Here is a 20,898-nt window from a genome sequence, read left to right as displayed (position 1 = left end):
GCCGAGCTAGCTGGTGGAGCTGTTGGAGATCCGGTGGAGCCATTCGAGGAAGAGCTTGAGTTCCGAGCTGGAGAGCTGGTCCGAGTGGGACGCCTGCAGTGCTGCGTTCAATGCGATGGCGGCCACAACCACTGAGGACTTTCCGCTGTCGACAGAGCCGGTGTCCCGGGCCTGCTCGGTGGAAACCGCAAAGATCATGGCATCGCGGGTCATGGCAGAGAGCTCGAGGTTCCGCTCCGGCGCCTTTTCCGCGATCAGCATGAGTGTCATGCCCACGTTGGCCGCCAGGATGGACCTGGCCGCCTCCTTGGGCGGGACGTTGAGCTGGCCGGAGACAGCCGCCTTGTTCAGCATTTCCTCCATGAGGGCCTCGGCATCGGCGACGATGGCCGGGCGGCTCTCAGGGCGGATATTGCCGAACATGACGAGATACAGTTCCGGCTGTTTCAGCCCGAACTGGACATGGTTGTCCCACATCCTCCGGATGTCCTCCAGAGGTTGGCCAGAGGGCGCGAAGTCACGTTCGCCCGCGACATATTCGTCGAAACCTGCTGCGACGACGGCGTCGAACAGCCCTTCCTTGTCACCAAAGTGGTGGTAGAGGGTCGGTGCCGTGACACCGGCCTGCTGCGTGATCTGGCGGGTCGAGATTGGGGATCCGCCGGAGTTGGCCAGCAGCTCGGCGGCCGCACGCAGCAGCCGGGCCTTGGGTGGTAGCTGGCCATCGATACTCATAACCGCTACCCTAGCACCTATAGCAACGCTATATGAACTGCATCACATACAATTTTTTCAGGTGCCGTGACCCGCCCGCTGCCGTAGCCGTCAGCCGCAGGCGCATTTGACCAGCAGGGTCAGCGGCGGCACTTGATTTACCGGCTTGTGGCCACTGGCCTACGACAGAAAATGAGGACCTTCAGTGCAGAACTTCCCAGGAGTAGGCGTTAGCCCCGGCCGCATCATCGGCACCGTCCGGCAGATGCCCAAACCGATCAGCGAACCGCCCGCCGGAGAGCAGCTCCCCGCCGGCGTCACGGCGGAAGACGCGACGGCGGCGCTGAAGGCCGCGGCGAAATCCGTCCACGACGAACTGAAGGCCCGTTCCGAGACCGTCACGGGCGACGGCAAGGCCGTCCTCGAGGCCACGGCCCTGATGGCCACCGACACCATGCTGCTCAAGTCCGCCGCGAAACTGATCGGCCGCGGCACCTCCGGGCAGCGGGCGATCTGGGAAGCCGGCGCCTCGGTCTCGGAAATGCTGCACAACCTGGGCGGCTACATGGCCGAGCGCGCCACGGATGTCCTGGATGTCCGCTCCCGGATCGTGGCGGAACTGCGCGGCGTTCCCGCGCCGGGCATTCCCGTGTCCCCCACCCCGTTCATCCTCATCGCCGAGGACCTGGCCCCGGCCGATACCGCCACCCTGGATCCGGAGAAGATCCTGGCCCTGGTCACCGCCGGCGGCGGCCCGCAGTCCCACACCGCGATCATTGCCCGCTCGCTGGGCCTGCCCGCCGTGGTCGCCGCGGCCGGAGTCGACGAACTCGCCGACGGCACCGAGGTGTACGTGGACGGCGCGGCCGGCCTCATCACCGCGGACCCCGACGAGTCCCAGCGCGCGGCCGCAGCCCACTGGGCCGCCACGGCGTCGCTGCTCGCCGCCTTCGACGGGACCGGCACGACGGCGGACGGCCACCTCGTGCCGCTCCTGGCCAATGTCGGCGGCGCCAAGGACGCCGTGGCCGCGGCCGGCCTGAACGCCCAGGGCGTGGGGCTGTTCCGGACCGAGTTCTGCTTCCTGGAGCGGGACACCGAACCGACCGTGGAGGAACAGGCCGCCGCCTACCAGGGCGTTTTCGACGCCTTCCCCGGCAAGAAGGTGGTGCTCCGCACGCTCGACGCCGGCGCGGACAAGCCGCTGCCGTTCCTGACCGACGCCACCGAGCCCAACCCCGCCCTGGGCGTCCGCGGCTACCGGACCGACTTCACCACGCCCGGGGTCCTGGAGCGCCAGCTGCAGGCCATTGCCCTGGCCGAGAAGGCATCGGAGGCCGACGTCTGGGTGATGGCCCCGATGATTTCCACCGCTGAGGAAGCGGCCCGCTTTGCCTCGCTGTGCGCCGCGGCAGGGATCAAGACGCCCGGCGTCATGGTGGAGGTCCCGTCGGCGGCACTGACGGCCGAGGCCATTCTCCGCGAGGTCGGCTTCGCCAGCCTGGGCACCAATGACCTCACCCAGTACGCCATGGCCGCCGACCGCCAGCTCGGCCCGCTGGCCGCCCTGAACACGCCCTGGCAGCCCGCCGTGCTGCGGCTCGTGGGCCTGACCGTGGAAGGTTCCGCGGCCGAGGGCCACAACAAACCGGTGGGCGTGTGCGGCGAGGCCGCGGCGGACCCTGCCCTCGCCGTCGTCCTCACGGGGCTGGGCGTCACCACGCTGTCCATGACGGCGCGTTCCATCGCGGCCGTCGCCGCCGTGCTGAAGACCGTCACCCTGGCCGAGGCGCGGGAGCTGGCCAAGCTGGCCCTGTCCGCGCCGAGCGCTACCGAGGCCCGGGCCTGGGTGCGGGCAAAGCTGCCGGTGTTGGAGGACCTTGGGCTGTAGTGGCTGCGGCTAGGATGCACTCATGGCACTGATAGCCCCCCGGGTCACGGCCGGCCTCCCGGCCGAGGATGCGCAGAACCTCAGGTACGCCCTCGACGGCAGCCACGACATCACGGTGTTCGTGGACGGCACGGTCCACCGGCTGCCGCCGGCGGCGCGGGACGCCGTCGTCGATCTGCTGGGCCGCTTCAGCCGCGGCGAGGCCGTGACGGTCAGCAGCGTCGAGGAAATGCTGACGACATCCAGGGCCGCGGAGCTTGCGGGGATCTCGCACACGTATCTGCGGAACATGACCGACCGCGGCGAGATCCCGGTGGAATACCGGGGAACGCACCGCCGGATCCGGCTGGCCGATGTCATGGCCTGGCTCGAAACGCAGAAGAAGAATAGTACGGGCGCCGCGACGCCGGCCGGCCAGGATGACGAGGGAGCAGATGCTTCATGAAGCAGTGATAAGGATCAAGCAACGATCCCTGTCCGGCGCGGAAGCACTGATATCCCGCGGGTTAAGCTTGGAATGTGGGTAAATTCAGAGGGTGGCACATCGTGGCAGGGATCGCCGCCATGTTGCTCGCTGGCATCTTCGGAACCGCGATGGGCCTGAACAACACCGCCACCTATTTGGCCAGCGGCGTCGCTTTCGTAGCGGTGTCGCTCTGGGTGGACAGCCGGATTGCCCGCCGCCGGAACGCCGCCGGCACGGCCGGCCCCGGCCCGGACCTTCGCCAGGACCTTGGCGGCGATGCGAAGCCGGCCCTCGACGTCGACCCCTCCAAGCGCGAGGGCTAAGCGCGACGCTAGATTCTGGGCCGGCCCGCCCAGCGCCGCGCCTTGAGCCCGGCATGCAGTTCCAGCCGCACCATCCCCTTCAACGGGTCCACGCCCAGCAGCTGGCGGATCCGGCCGAGCCGGTTGTAGATGCTGCTCCGGTGCAGGTGCAGCTTGGCAGCGACCTCCTGGACCGAGCCGTCGTTGTCGTAGAACAGCTCCAGCACGGGCAGCAGCTCGTGGTTGCGGTCATGGTCCTCGAGGATGCGGAAATACACGGAGCCGGCATCGGCCCAGGCCCCCGCGCCGCCCCCGGCCGAGGCCAGCAGCTGGTAGACGCCGGTTGCCCGGCAGTCGACGAGCTCGCCCAGCTGCGGATCCACCGCCGCGGCCTGGGCCGCCTGCCGTGACTGCCGGTAGGCCTCGGCCAGTTCCCGCGGCTTGGCAAATCCCTCGGACGTGCCCAGGATGATCCGCCGGACCGTGCGCCCGGAGCGTTTGGCGAGTTCGAGTTGATAGTGGACCAGCACCTGGGCGTGGTCCGCGCGTCCCGTGGATTCCTTGAAGAGCACCACCGCGTGCGTCTCCGTGCCGGCGCTGAACAGTGCGGCATCCACCCCGATGGTCGCCTGCAGCGCAGCGGAGCGGTGAATGAGCGTGTCGGCAATGGGATCCGAGCCCCCGGCCCAGCCATCGGCGTCCAGGACGGTCACCAGCTGCCAAGGCCCCTTGCCCTGGACTTCTTTCCAGCCCGCGACAGCCGCCGCCGCGTTGGCCTCCCCGGCGCAGGCCGCCAGGAACTCCTGCTCGCGCCGCCGCCGGAACTCGGACTCCGCCGTGTTGGAATCCAGCAGCAGGGAGGACAGCTGCTCCAGCTCCGGCGCCACATCCTGCAGCTGGGCCAGGACGGTCGCGGCGCCGGGCTCCTCGGCGTCGAGCTGGACCCACAGGTACCCCACCCGGAAGCCCCGCACCAGCAGCGGCACGCACACACGCCCCAGCATGCCGAGGTCGGCGTTGGCCGGCACGACGACCGGCCGGACCGCCGTCGCAATCCCGTGCGAGAGCTGCCACGCGATGACGTCCACGGGGACACGCTTACTGAGCAGGAAGTTCACCCGGACCCGGTCCGCATGGGATTGGTTGGAGCTGTAGGCGAGGAGTAAGCCGTCGAGGTCCTCGAGGGAGAGACCGCGGCCCAGCCGCTGCGCCACCTGCTCCACGAGCTGCTCCACGTCCTGCTGCTGCATCCTGCCAGACTACTGCCCCGGCCCGCCGCACTGCGAATGCATCCGCGACGGACACGAGCCGACACCTGCCGTCCGCTCCCTCGACAAATGTCTATCCCCGGATTTGAGAAATCCCGGAATGACGCGGCGGGCGTCCCGCCTCCGGCGGCGGCACCTGTCGCGTGCCTCACAGCGGGATTTATTCTGGAAGTACGAATCCCCCCGCTCATCCTGGCCCACGAGGCCACCATCCACTGGAGCTAACAAATGATCATCGGCGTACCCAAAGAGATCAAAAACAACGAATTCCGCGTCGCCATCACGGCGGCCGGCGTCCACGAATTCCGGACCCACGGCCACGAGGTCCTCGTCGAGCGCGGCGCGGGCCTGGGCTCCGGCATCACGGATGAGGAATACGCGATTGCCGGCGCCGAAATCGTCGCCGAAGCCGACGACGTCTGGGGCCGCGCCGACATGGTGCTGAAGGTCAAGGAACCGGTCAAGGCCGAATACCACCGCTTCCGCAAGGGCCTGGTCCTCTTCACCTACCTGCACCTGGCCGCCGAGCCGGAACTGACGCAGGCACTGATCAACTCCGGCGTCACCGCCATCGCCTACGAGACGGTCCAGGAGGGCAGGTCCCTGCCGCTGCTGGCCCCGATGTCCGAGGTTGCCGGCCGGCTGTCCGTGCAGGTCGGCGCCACCTCCCTGATGGCCCCGGCTGGCGGCAAGGGCGTGCTGCTCGGCGGCGTCCCGGGCGTCCGTCCGGCCAAGGTCGTTGTCCTCGGCGCCGGTGTTGCCGGCACCAACGCCGCCGCCATGGCCCTGGGCCTGGGCGCCGACGTCACCATCCTGGACATCAACATCAACCGCCTGCGCGAACTGGATGCCCAGTACCAGGGCCGCCTGAAGACCGTCGCGTCCAACAAGTACGAGATCGAGAAGTCCGTGGTCGACGCCGACCTCGTCATCGGTTCGGTCCTGATCCCGGGCGCCAAGGCCCCGAAGCTCGTCACCAACGAGCTCGTGGCCCGGATGAAGCCCGGCTCCGTGCTGGTGGACATCGCCGTGGACCAGGGCGGCTGCTTCGAGGACACCCACCCCACCACGCACCAGGAACCGACGTACAAGGTCCACAACACGATCTTCTACTGCGTCGCCAACATGCCCGGCGCCGTCCCGAACACGTCCACGTACGCGCTGACCAACGTCACCCTGCGCTACGCCGTTTCACTGGCAAACCTGGGCGTCAAGGCCGCGTTTGAGCGCGACGCCGCGCTGGCCGCCGGCCTGAACATCGCCGGCGGCAAGGTTGCCCACCGCTCGGTCTCCGAGGCGCACAACCTGCCCCTCGTCGCCGACTGGCACGAGCTGGTCTCCGCGTAGCCAGCACCGCGTAACCTGTTGGTCTCCGCGTAGCCACCACTGCATCGGCTGCTCCTCCCCACCGGCCCCCTCGCCTCGCAAGCTCGGCCAGGGAACCCCATCGGCTGCTCCGTTACCGCCCTTTTGGACCCCCAGAACGGCAGTTGCGGAGCAGTCGATTGGTGTTTAAGCCAGGGACCGGGCCTGCTCGATCAGCTGCAGCACCTGGAGCGGGCCCGCGGGGTCGACGGGGACGGGCAGCGCCGAGGCGGCACCGCCGTCGGCGATCTTGGCGGCCAGGATCCGGTAGAACTCCGGGTAGGCGCCGCGTTCGGTGGGCAGCCGGTCCAGGTGCCCGTCGCGTCCCAGCAGCCCGGCCCAGTCCGGATCTTCCACGCCGTAGTCGGCGTCCAGCGGGCTTCCGCCGGCCACGATGTAGGGCTCCTGCGGGTCCACGCCGTGCTTGGTGAAGCCGCCCTCGCTGCCCAGCATGCGGTAGCGCGGGCCCTGCTGGGCGCACAGCATGTTCATCCACAGGTGGCTGGTCACCCCGGAGTTGTGCCGCAGGACCACGAAGACGTCATCGTCCGCTTTGCTTCCGGGCCGCCGGGCGGCCAGCTCCGCGTGCGTGACCGTTGCCGGCCCAAAAAGCTGCACTGCCTGGTCCAGCAGGTGGGTGCCGAGGTCAAACAGCACTCCGCCGCCGTCGTCCGCCGTGGCGGCCGCCTTCCACGCTTTGGGGACGTCGGGCGACCACCGCTCAAAGCGGGACTCAAAGCGGCTGACCGTGCCGAAGGCTCCGGTGTCCATGAGGGCCTTCACCGTGAGGAAGTCGCCGTCCCAGCGCCGGTTCTGGAACACCGTGAGCACCCGGCCCAGCCGCGCGGCCAGGTCTATGAGCTCTTGTCCTTCGGCGCTGCGGACAGCGAACGGCTTGTCGACGACGACGTCGAGCCCGGCTTCCAGCGCCGCTTTCGCGAGTGGGTAGTGGGTGGCGGGCGGCGTGCCGAGCACCAGCAGGTCCAGTTCGCCCGCGAGCTCCAGGATCTCGGCCGGTGTGTCCACGATCCTGGCCGCCGGATAGCTGTGTGCGGCGGCAGACTTCCTGGCGGCGTCGGAGGTGGAAATGGCGTCGAGCGAATAGGCGGGGTTTGCGGCGATGAACGGGGCGTGGAAGACGCTGCCCGAAAGGCCGAAGCCGGCGACGGCGGTGCGGATGGGCCGGGTTGAATCGTTGCTCATGGTGCCAAGGCTACCGGCTGGGCCGGAGCCCGGGTGGCTGACCGGCAGGGCTTAATCGAACGAGGCCGGCGCCGCCCGGATGGTTCCGGGGGCACCGGCCTCGGCCGTTGCTTGGTGGTGCTTAGTGCTGCTCAGTATTGCTCAGTATTGCTCAGTCAGCAGGGCTTACTTCTTGTCCCAGCCGACGACGCTCCAGTCCGGGGTCTGGAACAGGGCTGCACCGTAGTTGGCCAGGCCGGTGCGGGCGAAGTAGATCTGCGGGCCGTTCATGATGACGCCCATGGAGAAGTACTTTTCCATGTGCTTCTTCTCGACGTCCATGGCGGCCTTGTTGCGCTGGGCGTCATCCTGGATGGACGCGAGGTCCTTGATGGCCTTGTCCAGCTCGGCGTCACCGAGTTCGTTCTCGTTGGTCTTGGAATCGTAGAACTGCTTCACGCCGGAGGTGGCGTCGGCGCCTACCGTGTAGCCGCTGATGGTGAGCTGGAAGTCGCGGCTGCCAACCACCTTGCCGAAGTCGGCGTCGCCGCGCTGGTCGATGCCAACGTCCATGCCGGCTGCCTGCAGCTGCTTCTGCAGCGTCTGCACGGTGGCGAGGGCGGTGGGGTCGTCACCGAAGTTGGTGATCTTGAACGACGCCGGGACGCCGTCCTTTTCCATGATGCCCTTGGCGTTGGCCTTGTAGCCGGCGTCGGTCAGGACCTTCTTGGCGGCATCGGCGCCGGTTTCCTTGACCGGGTAGTTGTCCTGGTAGTACTTCGAGAACGGCATCAGCATCATCGAGCCCGAGCTGTTCTCTTCCCAGTTCAGGCCGCCAAAGCGGACGGCGCGGATGGCGGGACGGTCCACGGCGGTGAAGATTGCCTTGCGGACTGCGACGTCGGTGAGGGGGGCCTTCAGGGCGTTGAGGTTCAGGCCGCCGGCGAAGAGGCGCTGGCCGCGGCGGACCTCGGAGTTCTTGGTGCCTTCAAGCTGCTTGTACTTGGTCAGCGTGCGGCCGTCGGCCATGTCGATCTCGCCGTTCTTGAAGGCGGCGATCTCGGCGCTGGCCTCCAGCTGGCGGAAGATCACCTTGTCCAGGACCGGCTTCTCGCCCCACCACTTGTCATTCGGCACAAGGGAGACCGTCTTGGCGGCAGAGTCAAACTTGTCCACCTTGAACGGGCCGGCCATCCACTCGGGGTGCAGTTCACCCGTGAAGCCGGTGTTGAAGATTTCGGGAGTGTTCACGGTCTGCGGGATGAATCCGCCGAACATGTCACTGAGCGGGTACACCGGCTGTGTGGTGGTCACAACGACTTCCTTGTCGCTGCTTCCGGCCTTGACGGAGTCGATGAACTCGTAGGCGCCGGACGTGACGATGTCGATGTCCTTGTTCTGGCCGTTTTGCATCTTCCACGTGTTCTCGAACGTGGCGGCGTTGATCGGGGTGCCGTCGTTGTAGGCGGCCTTCGGGTTGATCTTGATGGTGAGGGTCTGCTTGCCGTCTTTGATCTCGCTCTTGAAGTCTTCGCAGAAGTTCTTGTTGAGGTTGGCGGTGCCGTCGAAGTCCAGCTTCCAGCAGCCCACGTAGCCGGCCTCGTCGATCGGGTAGTGCAGTTCGGTGTTGTCCGCCGAGTTGCCCGCGTTGGAGAAGCCGTTGAAGTCCGGTCCGATGTTGCCCAGGGGCAGCGTTACGGTACCGCCCTGTTGCAAGTCGGCGGCCTTCTTGGCGTTGACGCTGACCAGCTTGCTCAGGTCGCCGGAGGCATCCTGTGCCTTGGCGCTCTGGGCGGTGGTTGAGGCGCCACCGCTGCCGCAAGCGGTCAGCGCAAGGGCCGCCACGACGGCGGTGAGGCCGCCGATCCTGGTCCGATTTTTCATGTGATCCCCTTCATTTTTTTCGTGCGAGTGTGATGCGTGGGTTCTCGGGTGGTGTGCTGGTGAGGTGATTCAGTGGTTTTCGTGGACAACCAGCATGTCCGCGTCCAGTTCGCCGTCCGGGTAGAAGCAGGCGAACTGCTGGTCGGTGGCGGACGCTTCGAGGGCCGGTTCCAGGGTCAGGCACTTCTCCTGCTTGGCCGGCGGCAGGGCCGCGAACACGGGACAGCGGGTGGCGAAGTTGCAGCCCGCCGGTGCTTCCAGCGGCGAGGGCAGGTCGCCCTGGAGGATGATCCGCTCGCGGGTGCGCTCCAGCTCCGGATCCGGTACCGGGATCGCGGAGAGCAGGGCGCGGGTATAGGGGTGGCGGGGGTTGTCGAAGACGGCGTCGACGTCGCCGATCTCCACGATTTTGCCCAGGTACATGACGGCAACGCGGTTGGAGATGTGCCGGACCACGGAGAGGTCATGGGCCACCATGAGGTAGCTGAGGCCGAGTTCGGCACGAAGCTTGTCCAGCAGGTTGATGACGCCGGCCTGCACCGACACGTCCAGGGCGGAGACGGGCTCGTCCAGGACCACCAGCCGGGGGTTCACCGCGAGGGCGCGGGCAATGCCGATGCGCTGGCGCTGGCCGCCGGAGAACTGGTTGGGGAACCGGTTGACGTGGTCCGCCTGCAGGCCCACCAGCTCCATGAGCTCCATGATCCGCTTCCGGATGGCAGCCTTCGGCATGCCCAGGTTTTCCATCGGCTCGGCAAGGACCTCATAGACGGTGAAGCGCGGATCCAGTGCCCCGGTGGGATCCTGGAACACCATCTGCAGTTCCTTGCGCATGGCACTCTTGGCCCGGGCGTCCGCGGCCTGCTTGTTGCTCAGCCCGCCAATCACCACCTCGCCGTCCTGGTCTTTGTGGAATTCCATGATTTCCAGCAGGGTGGTGGTCTTTCCGCAGCCCGACTCGCCCACGATCGAGAAGCACTCGCCCTCGCGGATATCGAAGCTCAGCCCGTCCACGGCCTTCACCGTGCCGATCCTGCGCTTGATCAGGGCGCCCTTCATCAGGGGAAAGTGCTTCCTGACGTCGCGGAGTTCCAGGACAGTCTTGCGTTCGTGCCGCGGAAGGCTGTCAAAACGGGACACCGGCACGGCCGGGACGGCGAAAACCGTGTGGACATCGACGTCGGCGAGGGCTTCGCTCTTGATGCAGGCGGCGCTGTGCCCGGTACCGGGCGCCACCGCCCGAAGATCCGGTTCGCCGTCGAGGCAGGCCTCGGTGGCCAGCGGGCAACGCGGCGCGAACGAACAGCCCGTGGGCGGCTGGGTGAGGTTCGGGGGGATGCCATCGATCGGCACCAGCGACGATTTTTCCGCGACGTCCACGCGCGGGACCGCGCCGAGCAGGCCCATGGTGTAGGGCATCCGCGGGCTGTAGTAGATGTCATCGACGCTGCCGGTCTCCACCGGCCTGCCCGCGTACATCACCATGATGTCGTCCGCCATGCCGGCGACCACGCCGAGGTCGTGCGTGATCATGACGACGGCGGCGCCGGTCTCCTCCTGGGCGGCGTGGAGCACCTCGAGGACCTGCGCCTGGATGGTGACGTCCAGCGCCGTCGTCGGCTCGTCGGCGATCAGGACCCGCGGGTTGTTGGCGATGGCGATGGCGATCATGACGCGCTGGCGCATGCCGCCGGAGAACTCGTGCGGGAAGGCCTTGAGCCGGTCCTTCGGGCTGGGGATGCCGACCAATCCCAGCAGTTCGACGGCGCGGGCTTCCTTGGCCTGCTTGCTCATGGTCGGGTTGTGGACGGTCAGGGCCTCGATGATCTGGGTGCCGACCGTGTAGACCGGGGTCAGGGAGGACAGCGGATCCTGGAACACCATCGCGAGGTCGCTGCCGCGGTGGCGGCACATGGCCTTGTCGCTAAGGCCCAGGAGCTCCTTGCCCTGCAGCCGGACGGACCCGGTGATTTCCGCCGTCGGGGGCAGCAGGCCCATGATCGCCATGGACGTGACCGATTTGCCGGAGCCGGACTCGCCCACGATGCCCAGCGTCTTGCCGGGCATCACGTCGAAGTCGACGCCGCGCACCGCGTGCACCACGCCGTTTTCGGTGTTGAAGCGGACGTTGAGGTCCCGGACGGAGAGGACTGCGTCGGTGGGGGCGTGCAGCCCGGCGGCGTGGAGGCGCTCGGCGGTGCCCTGGGCGGTGTCCCGTGCGGTGGTGTTGCTGGTCATTTGATCTTCTTCTGTGTTTTGCCAGACTGTTTCTTGCCAGTGGCGCTATTCCGCTTCGTGCGGCCAACGGAGCTGGAGCTGGGGTCGAACGCGTCGCGGAGGCCGTCGTTCATCATGGCGAGCGAGCCGGTCAGCAGGAACATCACAATGAGGGGAGCCCAGAACATCCACGGAAACGTGGAGACCTGGGAGGTCGACTGGCCGATCAGTACGCCCAGGCTCACGTCGGGGACCTTGATGCCGATGCCGATGAAGGAGAATGCAACCTCGGCGAGGATGGCGCCGGTGACCCCGCGGGTGACTTCCAGGACCAGCAGGGAGCCGATGTTCGGCACGAGGTGGCGCCAGACGATCCGGTGCGGCGGGATGCCCATGTACTGGGAGGCTTTGACGAAGTCACGCTGCATGAGTGAGAGCGACAGGGACCTGATGAGGCGTGCGGTGCCCATCCAGCTGAAGACCAGCAGCACGACGATGAGCAGCAGCCAGCTCGGGACGGTGTTCTTCAGGCCGTTGGCGCCGCCGCTCGTGGCCACCGCGACTACCAGCAGGGCCGGCATCATGATCAGGGCTTCGAGGATGAACAGCATGACCTTGTCCACCTTGCGCCCGAAGAACGCCATGGTGCAGCCGTAGACGGCGGCGATCAGCACCGAGACGAGGCCGACGACGACGCCGATCAGGATGGAGACCCTGGTGCCCTCGACGGTCAGGGCGTAGAGGTCGATCCCGGCCTGGGAGGTGCCCAGCAGGTGCTCCGCGGAGGGCGGCATGCCGATGTTGAAGGGGTCGATGGTCTCCTTGTCCCAGCTGCTGAAGAAGCCGCCGATGAAGGAGAAGAGGGTCAGGGCCAGGAAGATGGCCAGGCCGGCGACGGCGGTGCGGTTGCGCAGGAAGCGTCGCAGGATGATCCGCGACTTGCCGATCACGACGTCGTCGCCGCCGAACTTTCCTTCGTCCAGGACGGCGGCCGGGTCAATCGTGTTGAGGTTGGTCATGATTACTGCACCCGCACTCTCGGGTCGACGAGCGTGGTGGCGAAGTCGGCGAGGATCGCCCCGACCGCAAAAATGACGGAGCCGTAGGCGAGCGTCGCGGTGGCCGCGTTGACGTCCTGCAGGGCGATCGAGTCGATGGACCAGGACCCGACCCCGTGCCAGGCGAAGATTTTCTCGGCGAAGAAGCCGCCGGCGAAGATGGCCGGGATGGTGAACGCAATGCTCTGCGCCACGGGGATGAAGGACACCCGCAGGGCGTGCCGGCTGATGGCCTGGTTGCGGGTCAGGCCCTTGGCCCGTGCCGTCCTGACGAAGTCGGCGTTGACGTTGTCCAGCAGGTACTGGCGCTGGGCGATCTGGTAGGCACCCCAGCCCACTATCGTGATGGCGAACGTGGGCACGGCGTAGTGGGCGAGCATGTCGACGAACTGGGCCCAGCCGTCGCCGTCGAGGCCCGGGGTGGAGATGCCGGTGACAAAGAAGACGCGCTCCCCCACCGACTCGTTGATGTTGATGGCGCCCAGCTGCACCAGGAAGTAGGCGATCGGCGCGGGGACGATGTACATGAGGTAGCTGTACGAGGTGATGGCCCGGTCCGAGGCCTTGTACTGGCGGGCCGCGGTGAAGACGCCGAGGGCGACGCCGATCACGAGGGTCAGGATGATTGAGGCAAGGAAGAGCCGGGTTGAGATCCAGACCCGGTCGCCGAACTCGGCGTTGATGAAGGCGCCGTTGGGGCTCCGGCCCCAGTCCCAGCGGGTGAGTATGCCGGTGAGCCAGTCGACGTAGCGCTCCCACGGGCTGAGCGTGGGATCGAGCCCCTTGAGCCGGAAGGAATTGACCACCTGCTCGGGCGTGGGCCGCGGAATCCGCTCCTGCTCAAGCAGCGCCGGCTGCAGCGTGCTCACAGCCAGGAGATAGCCGGAACTGGTGGTCAGGAAGATCATGAAGACATACGTGAGCGCACGTTTTGCGAGATATCGAAGCATGGAGCGGCTAGTTCTGGATCGCCGTTGCCTGAGCGGATCGGGGCGTCAAGGCTGCGGCCGCACGGGCGGGCCTGCCTGTTCCAAGGACAAGATTATTCACAACGTCGATCCTTCCGTCGTCCCCATCCGGCAGCGGGTTCCGCGGCCGGTTCGGGAGTATGGCCAGTTGGTTTCCGGCCGCCCGCATGCCTTGCGGCTGAGCCCTTGTGGGCTATGTTGCGGGTCACATTCCAGAGGAAGCTATCACATCAGCCGGGCTCCGCCGGGTTTCCACGGGCCGCGACACGGCGGCTTCGCCACAGATCGTTATGAATAACTCCGCGGAATGGATTTGGCCCACGGAACCGGCGGCACCGGCGGAATCTGACGCAGCGTTAGGATCCGCACACTACGCGCGTGACAAGTTCCCGCCAGGTGTCCGCAAGGCGCTCCGGCGCAATTGAGTGCACGCCGACGGAATGGAGCAGCAGTTCCGGCTCCAGCGACGCCCCCAGGGCCGACGCCATGAGCCACGGGTCCGCCGTCACGCCGGCGTCGCGCAGCAGCATCTCAAGATGGCGGTGCCAGAGGACGGCCGGCGGGACATCGAACCTGTTGTAGACCGAGGCGTCGGCGGCCCGCGCCAGCTCCCCGAATTCCAGGATCCAGTCAATGCGGGCGGCGCCTACGGCGATCAGCCGCTCCAGGGGCGGAGCCCCGGGCCCCACCGGGGGCGGGCCGAACATGAAGCGGCCCTGGAATTCGGCCTCCGCGTCGCTGAGGAGCGCCATCATCAGGCCGGCACGGCTGCCGAACCGCCGGAAGATTGTCCCTTTTCCGACTCCGGCGCGCTGCGCCAGCCGGTCCATGGTGAGGGCGTCGACGCTCGATTCCTCCACGATTTCCCGGGCGGCGCAGAGCAGGAGCTCCCTGTTGCGCATCGCGTCGCGGCGCGCTGATTCTGCGGCGGGCGCGGCGGGGCGCCCTCCCCCGGACTGGGCACCGGGACGGATCGGGATGAGGCTCACACCGCTGATTCTAGCGCCCCGGAATATAACCGGACCGCAGTCCGTTTAGCATGGGTGAAGGCCCCCAAAGCCTCACGATCCACCAGCCGCCGGAATCACCCTGCGGCGTGATGCACAGGAGTACACATGTCCAAGAAGACCATCCTCACGCTCGTCGGCAGCCTTCGCGCCGGCTCCACCAACCTGCAGCTCGCCGAGGCCATCGCGCTCAACGCGCCGGAACAGGTGGACGTGGTCATTCACGAGAGCCTGGGCAACATCCCCTTCTACAACGAAGACATCGACGTCGAAGGCCAGGTGCCCGCGGCCGCCGCCGCCCTGCGTGCCGCCGCCAACGAGGCCGACACCATCCTTCTGGTCACGCCGGAGCACAACGGCACCGTCCCGGCCTCGCTGAAGAACGCCATCGACTGGCTGTCCCGCCCCTTCGGCGCAGGCGCCCTGTCCGGGAAGCCCACCGCGGTTGTCGGAACCGCCTTCGGCCAGTTCGGCGGCGTATGGGCCCAGGACGAGGCCCGCAAGGCCGTCGGCATCGCCGGCGCCCAGGTCCTCGAAAACGTCAAGCTGGCAGTCCCGGGCTCGATGGTCCGCTTCGCCGAGGTCCACCCCAAGGACGACGCCGAAGTTGTCGAGCAGATCAAGGGTGTGTTCGACGCACTGGCCGAGGCTCCCGCTGCGGAAGCGGCCTAAACTACCGCACCCGCGCTCCGCTCCAGATACCTCCCGGGGCCCCCGGCAGCACACGGCTGCCGGGGGCCCCGGGCCGTCCGACGCGCACCCGGCGGATTTCAGGCCGGGGCCATCTGGAAACAATCGTTTCCCCCAAGACAACACGGGTAGTATCCTTGGGTTTGTGACCCACGAAACACTTGATGCCGCCGCAGCAGTACTTCCGGCCGAGGCCATTGACGCAATCGAACGTGCGGCTACGTCCGCCCACCGCCACGAGATTCTGTTCTCGGAGCGCGCAGCAAATATCAAGCAGTCGGCAGTCCGGGATGTCTTCGACATCTCGATGCGCCCCGGCCTAGTTTCCCTCGCCGGCGGCAGCCCCTACCTGCAGTCCCTGCCGCTGGAACGCCTGGGCCAGACCGCCGCGAAGATCATCGCCGAGCAGGGGATGACCGCCCTGCAGTACGGCGGCGGCCAGGGCACCGAAGAACTCCGCATCCAGATCTGCGAGGTCATGGCGGCAGAGGGCATCCTCGACGCCGACCCCGCGAACGTCGTCATCACGGCCGGCTCGCAGTCCGCGCAGGATGTAGCCACCAAGGTGTTCTGCAATCCGGGCGACGTGGTCCTCGTGGAGGACCCCACCTATGTCGGGGCCCTCAACACCTTCGAGGCCTACCAGGTGGAGGTCGAAACGGTGCCGATGGACGGTGACGGCATCATCCCTGATCTGCTGGAGGCAAAGATCGCCGCCCTCCAGACCGCGGGCAAGAACGTCAAGTTCCTCTACACTATCCCCAGCTTCAACAACCCGTCCGGCATCACCCTGTCCGCGGAACGCCGCCAAAGTGTGGTGGATATATGCCGTCGCGCGAATATTCTGGTGCTGGAGGACAACCCCTACGGACTGCTCCGCTTCGACGGCAAGCCGCTCACCCCCTTGCGGGCAGCCAACCCGGATGACGTCATCTACATGGGGTCCTTTTCCAAGATCTTCGCCCCGGGCCTGCGGATCGGCTGGGCCCTGGTCCCGGCCCACCTGCAGCGCCGGTATTACCTGGCATCGGAGGCCGTCACCCTGTGCCCGCCGACGCTGAACCAGATGCTGGTGTCGGCCTATCTGCGCGACTACGACTGGCGCGGCCAGATCGAGACGTACCGCGGGCTGTACCAGGAACGCTGCGAGGCAATGCTTGCCGCCCTGGCCGAATACATGCCGGAGGGACTGACCTGGACGCACCCCGAGGGCGGGTTCTTCGTCTGGGTCACGCTGCCCGACGGCGTGGACACCTACCCGCTGCTGAAGAAGGCCATCGACGCCGGCGTCGTCTTCATTCCGGGCGCAGCCTTTACGAACACGGACGATCCGTCGAACAAGATCCGGCTGGCGTTCAGCGCGGTGCCGCCCGAATCGATCCGCGAGGGCGTGCGGCGTCTCGCGCCGGTCCTGCGGGAAGCGCTGGCCGCCCTGTAGCGTGAGCACCGGCAGGACCCCTGCCGGGCCTCGACAGCGGCCCGGACCTTGTTGATCGCCAGACAGGCACATTGAACAGCATTACTCGTTGAAAGAGGAGCAGTCCATGACCGGAATTATCGTCGTCGGCGTCGACGGCAGTGAAACTGCCCTGCGGGCGGCGCACACCGCCCGCGACCTCGCGGTTTCCATGGGGGCGACACTTCATGTGGTCAGCGCCTTTGACAGCGACAAGACCCAGGTCTTCGGCAGCGGCAGTGACGAGTGGATCGTTTCCGACGCCGGCAACGCCGAGAAGGTCGCGCGGACGGTGGCGGACGGCCTGCGCCGCCCGGACACCAACGTCACTCATGCCGCCGCCCGGGGCAAGCCCGCCGAGGCCCTGATCCGCGAAGCAGAACGGACCGGCGCCCGGATGATCGTGGTCGGCAACCGGCGCATGAGCGGGATCGGCCGGGTCTTGGGGAGCGTTGCGAACAGCGTGGCCCACAACGCCCCCTGCGACGTCTACATCGCCAAGACCGACGCCGACTGAGGCGCTACAGCTTCTCCGGTGCCGCCGCCTGTACAGCGGCCTGGCCTGTGTCTGATCCTGCGGACCCAAGCATCCGGCGCAGGATTTTTCCTGAGGCCGACTTCGGCACGGCCTCGATGAACTCCACCCGTCGGATTTTCTTGAACGGCGCCACTCGGGCTGCCACGAAGTCCACGACGCCCGCCACGTCCAAGGCATCGCCGTCCGCGCCCGGCTGGCGGACCACGAACGCCTTGGGCACTTCCTGGCCGTCGGCATCGAGGGAGCCGACCACCGCGGAGTCGGCGATGCCGGGGTGGGTGAGGAGCACCGCCTCCAGTTCCGCCGGGGCGATCTGGTAGCCGTTGTACTTGATCAGTTCCTTGAGCCGGTCCACGACCGTCACTACCCCGTCCGCCCGCACCGTGGCGATGTCCCCGGTGTGCAGGAAGCCGTCCGCGTCCAGGGTGTCCGCGGTTTCCTGCGGCCGGTTGAGGTAGCCCAGCATCACGTTCGGTCCGCGGCACAACAGGTGCCCCGGCGCGCTGGTTCCTTCCGCGGGAACCGGGATCTCCTCCCCCGTGGCCGGGTCCACGAGGCGGCACTGCATGTTCGGCACTGTGTACCCCACGGAACTGACGGGGACGCTGAGTCCATCGCGGCCTGCACGCGGAATGAGGTGCGACACCGGGCTCATCTCGGTCATGCCGTAGCCCTGCAGGACCCGGCAGCCGAGACGTTCGGCCAGGCGCGTGCCGAGTTCGCCGTCCAGCGGCGCCGCGCCGGACAAGGTGGTGTGCACCGAGCTGAGGTCGTACTCGGCTACGAGCGGGTGCTTGGTCAGCGCCACGGCCACGGGAGGGGCGATGAACAGGTAGCTGCACCGGTGGTCCTGGATGATCCGCAGGAACTCAGGCAGATCGAACCGGGGCATGGTGACAAGCCTGGCCCGCTGGCGCAGTGCGAGGTTCAGCAGCACGGTCAGTCCGTAGATGTGGAAAAACGGCAGCAGCGCCAGGATCCGGTCGTCGGGGCCGACGTCGAGCAGGCCCCTGGCCTGTTCCACATTGGCGACCAGGTTCCGGTGGCTGAGCATGACCCCCTTCGGCCGGCCGGTGGTGCCGGAGGAGTAGGGCAGCACGGCCACATGCGTGGCGGGATCGAACGAGACGCGGGGAGCCGGTGCGCCCACGGCGAGCAAGTCGGCCAGCGAGGGGTGGCCGTCGGCGCCGTCGAGCACCACGAGCCGTGAGGCAGGGATCCCGGTCCTTTCGGCGGCCTCCCGGGCGGCCGGCAGCAGCGCCGATACGGTGAAGAGCCAGTCAGCGCCGGCGTCGGTGAGCTGGGCGGCGATCTCGTCCGCCGTGTACAGGGCGTTGATGGTGGTGACCGTGGCGCCGGCCCGGAGCAGTCCGTGGAAGACGGTCGCAAAGGCGGGGACGTTGGGGCACAGGATGGCGGCCACGCCGTTCACGCCCAGGCCCTGGGCGGCGACGGCGCCGGCGAGGGCGTCGATCTGCCCGCGCAGTGCCCGGTAGGTGGTCTCCGCACCGCTGGCGCCATCGACGACGGCGACCCGGTCCAGGTCCTCCTCTGCCAGCGCGCCGAAAAGGTAGTCATAAATGCCGAGGTTGGGAACATCGACGTCGGGGTACGGGCTTGAAAACACGCAGCATCTCCTTTGATCCGCTTCCGCCCGGGCTGTCGGCGGCTGGTGCCACTCTAGTGCCGGGGCGTATCCGCGGGACGGGACGGCGCGGGCTCGACTGCGACTGGACTTGACGAGGATCACCCCCAGCCGTGGGCAGCCTCACCGCCCAGCGGGCCGCCCGGCACGGACCGGCTCAGTAAAATGGGAGGTGCCCTGCGATGGTGCGGACGTTTCGAGAACCCACCTACCAAGGGAGCCCCATGATCACTCTTCAGCGCCGCCAGCTGGTTGGCCACGACATCCTGCTGGCCCGGCACGGCAACCACATCAGCGCCATGCGCGTGGACCGCGGTGCCGGGCGCGTTGTGGCGTTCCTGGACGACGGATCAACCGACAGCGCACCCAACCTGATTGCCCCGGGCCTGCGCATGCCCGACACCATGCGCAGCGTGCTCCGTGAGGACTGGAAGTTCCTGACGGGAATCAGCGCGTGCAGTGCGGGGCTCGCGGGCCTGATGTTTGCCGCCTCGGCCGCCCTCGCCCGCATGAGCGGCGATCCCGCGCTGGTCCAGATCCTGACCGCATACTCGGGAAACTGAGCGCCCCGGGCCAGGCGGCCCGCGCCTGGGAAACCCCACGACTGGGAAACCCCAACACTGACAAACCCCGCCGCTGAAATGGTTCAGCGGCGGGGTTCTGTCGTTTCGTGGCCAGTTTCGCCGGCTAGTCCAGCAGCAGGGCCGGCTCTTCCAGGATGGCGGCGACGTCGGCCATGAAGCGGGCCGACAGGTCGCCGTCCACCACGCGGTGGTCGAAAGAGCCGCCGAGGGTGGTGATCCAGCGCGGAATGACTTCGCCGTCCAGGACCCAGGGCTTTTGCTTGATGGTGCCGAACGCCACGATCGCGACCTCGCCCGGGTTGATGATCGGCGTGCCGGTATCGATCCCGAGGGCGCCGATATTGGTCACGGTGAGCGTGCCGCCCCGCATCTGGGCAGGCTGGGTCTTGCCGGCCCGCGCCGTGGTGGCGAGCTCGTTCAGGGCCAGGGCCAGCTGCTTGAGCGAGAGGTCCTGGGCGTTCTTGATGTTCGGCACCATCAGCCCGCGGGGCGTCGCGGCCGCGATGCCCAGGTTCATGAAGTGCTTGACGTGGATCTCCGCGGAATCGCTGCCGTCCGGGTTGTCCACCCACGTCGCGTTGACACTCGGGTTTCGCGCCGCGGCCCAAATAACCGCCTTGGCCAGGATCAGCAGCGGGGAGACCTTGATGCCTTCGAAGTCGCGGGAGGCTTTGAGGCGCTTGACGAATTCCATCGTGCGGCTGGCGTCGACGTCGACAAAGATGCTCACGTGCGGCGCGGCGAACGCGGATTCGACCATGGCCTTTGCGGTGGCCTTGCGGACGCCCTTGACCGGGATCCGCTCGATCCGCTGGTCCTGCGGGCGGCCGGACTTGCCCCAGAACGAGTCCGCCTTGTCCACCTCGGCGTCACGCTGGGCCTGGTAGCTCACCAGGTCCTCACGGGTCACTTCACCGCGGGCGCCGGTGGGCACGACGTCGGCCAGGTTGATCCCAAGGTCGCGGGCGATCTTGCGGACCGGCGGCTTGGCCAGCACCTTGCCGACCAGGCCGTTGATGGCACCGCCCAGGGTGGGGCGCGCGTCAACCGAGTCGTCGGGGGCTGTGGCCGCGTCGGCAGGGCGGCTGGCCGCGTCCGGGTTGATCCATATGTCGTGGTCCTCTACACCCACCCGCTCGGCCACCGGGGCGGCAGCGCCGGTAGCCGCAGTGGAGGCCGGGGCTTCGTGGCCGGCGGCCGAAGGGGCGGAAATCCGCCGCCGGCGCTTGACGGCGTCGGCCTTGGGACCGGAGCCCACCAGCGGCCCGCCGGCCGGGCGCCCGGCTGCTTCGCCGGCGTCGGACGTATCAGACGGCAGCGTGCCGTACATGGGCGCGGCGGCGGCCCGCTCCTGGGCGGCAGGCGCTGCGGCAGGCGCAGCGGCAGGTGCCGCGGCGGCCGGCTCCGGGGCGGCGACGGCGTCGCTCACACTGATGATCGGCGTGCCGACATCCACCGTGACCCCCTCGGGCACCAGCAGTTCGGTGACGGTTCCCGCGAACGGTGAGGGCAGTTCCACCAGGGACTTGGCCGTCTCGATCTCGCACAGGACGTCGTTGATGGCCACGGTATCGCCGGCCTTGACCTTCCAGGCGACGATTTCGGCCTCCGTCAGCCCTTCGCCGACGTCGGGCAGGTTGAACTTGTTGAGCGTCATGGGTCC

18 protein-coding genes are annotated in these 20,898 nt (G+C 67.6%); 8 read left to right on the top strand and 10 right to left on the bottom strand.

Annotated elements, in window-relative coordinates; all coding sequences use genetic code 11:
- Positions 1-6: 6 nt before the first annotated feature.
- Complete coding sequence (locus C566_RS0116230; protein ID WP_018775409.1) at positions 7-735, bottom strand: TetR/AcrR family transcriptional regulator; 729 nt, start codon at positions 733-735, stop codon at positions 7-9.
- 184 nt (positions 736-919) lie between these two features.
- Between C566_RS0116230 and ptsP the strand changes: the two genes are divergently transcribed.
- The 3 genes from ptsP (at position 920) to C566_RS21660 (ending at position 3,394) form a co-directional block, all read left to right on the top strand.
- A complete protein-coding gene (ptsP, locus tag C566_RS0116225; RefSeq protein ID WP_018775408.1) occupies positions 920-2,605 on the top strand; it encodes a phosphoenolpyruvate--protein phosphotransferase in 1,686 nt (561 codons plus the stop codon).
- Between the two features lie 22 nt (positions 2,606-2,627).
- Entirely contained in the window at positions 2,628-3,050 is a 423-nt protein-coding gene (locus tag C566_RS0116220) for a helix-turn-helix domain-containing protein (protein ID WP_018775407.1), read from the top strand.
- Positions 3,051-3,124: 74 nt separating this feature from the next.
- Positions 3,125-3,394 (top strand): hypothetical protein, encoded by a 270-nt coding sequence (locus tag C566_RS21660; RefSeq protein ID WP_043467179.1) that lies wholly within the window; start codon positions 3,125-3,127, stop codon positions 3,392-3,394.
- Positions 3,395-3,402: 8 nt separating this feature from the next.
- Here the strand turns inward: C566_RS21660 and C566_RS0116210 are convergent, their stop codons facing one another.
- Positions 3,403-4,623 (bottom strand): PucR family transcriptional regulator, encoded by a 1,221-nt coding sequence (locus C566_RS0116210; protein WP_018775405.1) that lies wholly within the window; start codon positions 4,621-4,623, stop codon positions 3,403-3,405.
- Positions 4,624-4,869: 246 nt separating this feature from the next.
- Here C566_RS0116210 and ald point away from each other — a divergent pair, with 246 nt between their 5' ends.
- Positions 4,870-5,988: an alanine dehydrogenase gene (gene ald / locus C566_RS0116205; protein ID WP_018775404.1), complete on the top strand. Its 1,119-nt coding sequence runs from the start codon at positions 4,870-4,872 to the stop codon at positions 5,986-5,988.
- A 165-nt stretch (positions 5,989-6,153) separates the two neighbouring features.
- Here the strand turns inward: ald and C566_RS0116200 are convergent, their stop codons facing one another.
- From C566_RS0116200 to C566_RS0116175, 6 genes are all read right to left on the bottom strand, one after another.
- Complete coding sequence (locus C566_RS0116200) at positions 6,154-7,209, bottom strand: Gfo/Idh/MocA family protein (RefSeq protein ID WP_018775403.1); 1,056 nt, start codon at positions 7,207-7,209, stop codon at positions 6,154-6,156.
- Between the two features lie 165 nt (positions 7,210-7,374).
- Complete coding sequence (locus tag C566_RS0116195; RefSeq protein ID WP_018775402.1) at positions 7,375-9,072, bottom strand: ABC transporter family substrate-binding protein; 1,698 nt, start codon at positions 9,070-9,072, stop codon at positions 7,375-7,377.
- A 69-nt stretch (positions 9,073-9,141) separates the two neighbouring features.
- On the bottom strand, positions 9,142-11,310 hold the full coding sequence (locus C566_RS0116190) for a dipeptide ABC transporter ATP-binding protein (protein ID WP_018775401.1): 2,169 nt from the start codon (positions 11,308-11,310) through the stop codon (positions 9,142-9,144).
- On the bottom strand, positions 11,307-12,308 hold the full coding sequence (locus C566_RS0116185; RefSeq protein WP_018775400.1) for an ABC transporter permease: 1,002 nt from the start codon (positions 12,306-12,308) through the stop codon (positions 11,307-11,309). Before C566_RS0116185 ends, C566_RS0116190 begins: the two co-directional genes overlap by 4 nt.
- Before the next feature lie 2 nt (positions 12,309-12,310).
- Complete coding sequence (locus tag C566_RS0116180) at positions 12,311-13,297, bottom strand: ABC transporter permease (protein ID WP_018775399.1); 987 nt, start codon at positions 13,295-13,297, stop codon at positions 12,311-12,313.
- 374 nt (positions 13,298-13,671) lie between these two features.
- Entirely contained in the window at positions 13,672-14,304 is a 633-nt protein-coding gene (locus tag C566_RS0116175; RefSeq protein ID WP_026266763.1) for a TetR/AcrR family transcriptional regulator, read from the bottom strand.
- Positions 14,305-14,430: 126 nt separating this feature from the next.
- Here C566_RS0116175 and C566_RS0116170 point away from each other — a divergent pair, with 126 nt between their 5' ends.
- From C566_RS0116170 to C566_RS0116160, 3 genes are all read left to right on the top strand, one after another.
- Complete coding sequence (locus C566_RS0116170) at positions 14,431-14,994, top strand: NAD(P)H-dependent oxidoreductase (RefSeq protein ID WP_018775397.1); 564 nt, start codon at positions 14,431-14,433, stop codon at positions 14,992-14,994.
- A gap of 163 nt (positions 14,995-15,157) precedes the next feature.
- Positions 15,158-16,450 (top strand): aminotransferase-like domain-containing protein, encoded by a 1,293-nt coding sequence (locus C566_RS0116165; RefSeq protein WP_018775396.1) that lies wholly within the window; start codon positions 15,158-15,160, stop codon positions 16,448-16,450.
- A 106-nt stretch (positions 16,451-16,556) separates the two neighbouring features.
- Positions 16,557-16,985 carry a universal stress protein gene (locus C566_RS0116160; RefSeq protein ID WP_018775395.1) on the top strand — a complete coding sequence of 143 codons (429 nt, stop codon included), beginning with the start codon at positions 16,557-16,559 and terminating at the stop codon, positions 16,983-16,985.
- A 4-nt stretch (positions 16,986-16,989) separates the two neighbouring features.
- On the opposite strand, the gene C566_RS0116155 is transcribed toward C566_RS0116160, so the two are convergent.
- On the bottom strand, positions 16,990-18,633 hold the full coding sequence (locus tag C566_RS0116155) for an AMP-binding protein (protein WP_018775394.1): 1,644 nt from the start codon (positions 18,631-18,633) through the stop codon (positions 16,990-16,992).
- 242 nt (positions 18,634-18,875) lie between these two features.
- Between C566_RS0116155 and C566_RS0116150 the strand changes: the two genes are divergently transcribed.
- Positions 18,876-19,214 carry a hypothetical protein gene (locus C566_RS0116150; RefSeq protein ID WP_018775393.1) on the top strand — a complete coding sequence of 113 codons (339 nt, stop codon included), beginning with the start codon at positions 18,876-18,878 and terminating at the stop codon, positions 19,212-19,214.
- Positions 19,215-19,338: 124 nt separating this feature from the next.
- Here the strand turns inward: C566_RS0116150 and C566_RS0116145 are convergent, their stop codons facing one another.
- Entirely contained in the window at positions 19,339-20,892 is a 1,554-nt protein-coding gene (locus C566_RS0116145; protein WP_018775392.1) for a dihydrolipoamide acetyltransferase family protein, read from the bottom strand.
- Positions 20,893-20,898: the final 6 nt, after the last annotated feature.

Origin of the sequence: Arthrobacter sp. 131MFCol6.1, from assembly GCF_000374925.1 — a bacterium.
GTDB lineage: Bacteria > Actinomycetota > Actinomycetes > Actinomycetales > Micrococcaceae > Arthrobacter.
This window is presented reverse-complemented; position numbering and strand designations above follow the sequence as displayed.